The following is a 1,014-nucleotide window of genomic DNA, read 5'->3' on the forward strand; positions in this document are numbered from 1 at the left end:
GGTAGTGTCTCACTAACTGTGTAAGTTGAAAAGTTATTCTGGAAAATTTTGAGCCCTTAGAGCTCAAAAAATTTTACGGAAATAACTTTTTATTATTTTTAACCATTATATAGTTATGATAGACAAAGAAGACTTATTAAACAACAAGGATTTCTATAAGTCCTTTAAGAATGGGGAAGATTTAACATCCTTCTTCAAAGAACTACACAAAAAAGCTGTGGAGCACATGTTGGATGCAGAGCTGGACAGTCATCTGGACAACGAAAAGCATGGTAAAACAACTAATGGAAATTACCGAAACGGTCATGGAACCAAAAAAATAAAATCTTCTTTTGGGGAATCCGAGATTAAGGTTCCCAGAGATAGAGAAGGTAGTTTTGAGCCAGCATTAGTTCCCAAAAGGCACAACATTATCGATGGTTTGGAAAACATTATCATCTCATTCTATGCCAAAGGAATGAGCGTATCAGACATTGAGGAACAAATCCGTGAAATGTATGATTTTGAGGTTTCTACTTCCACCATATCACGAATCACCAATGCGGTTGCAAGTGAAGCAGTAAGTTGGCAGAACCGGCCGCTTGAAGATGTGTATCTCATTGTCTGGATGGATGGGATTGTTTTCAAAGTAAGGGAAAACTCCAAAGTCATTAATAAAACCGTTTATCTGGCTGTGGGATTAAGCCGTGACGGGAGAAAGGAAGTATTGGGAATGTGGCTTGGAAAAAATGAAAGCTCAGCCTTCTGGATGAGTGTTCTCACAGATTTAAAAGCTCGTGGTGTAGAGGATATTCTCATCACCGCCACCGATAATTTAAACGGATTTACCCAGACCATACGTTCTGTTTTTCCTGAATCTCAAACCCAGATCTGTGTTGTCCATCAGATCAGAAATGCCTGCAAATATGTAGTTTGGAAGGACAGAAAAGAATTTTCTGCCGATATGAAGCATATTTACACTGCTCCAACAAAACAAGCAGCTGAAGCAGCTCTGGACGATTTTGCAGAAAAATG

Annotated in this window: 1 protein-coding gene; it reads left to right on the top strand. The window is 38.8% G+C overall.

Going from position 1 to position 1,014, the window contains the following annotated elements; all coding sequences use genetic code 11:
- Positions 1–115: 115 nt before the first annotated feature.
- The coding region (locus AC27VX_RS23780; RefSeq protein WP_488698458.1) for an IS256 family transposase at positions 116–1,014 on the top strand (899 nt) is incomplete at its 3' end.

The sequence above is a fragment of the Chryseobacterium sp. 14P4.3.2 genome (assembly GCF_057799275.1).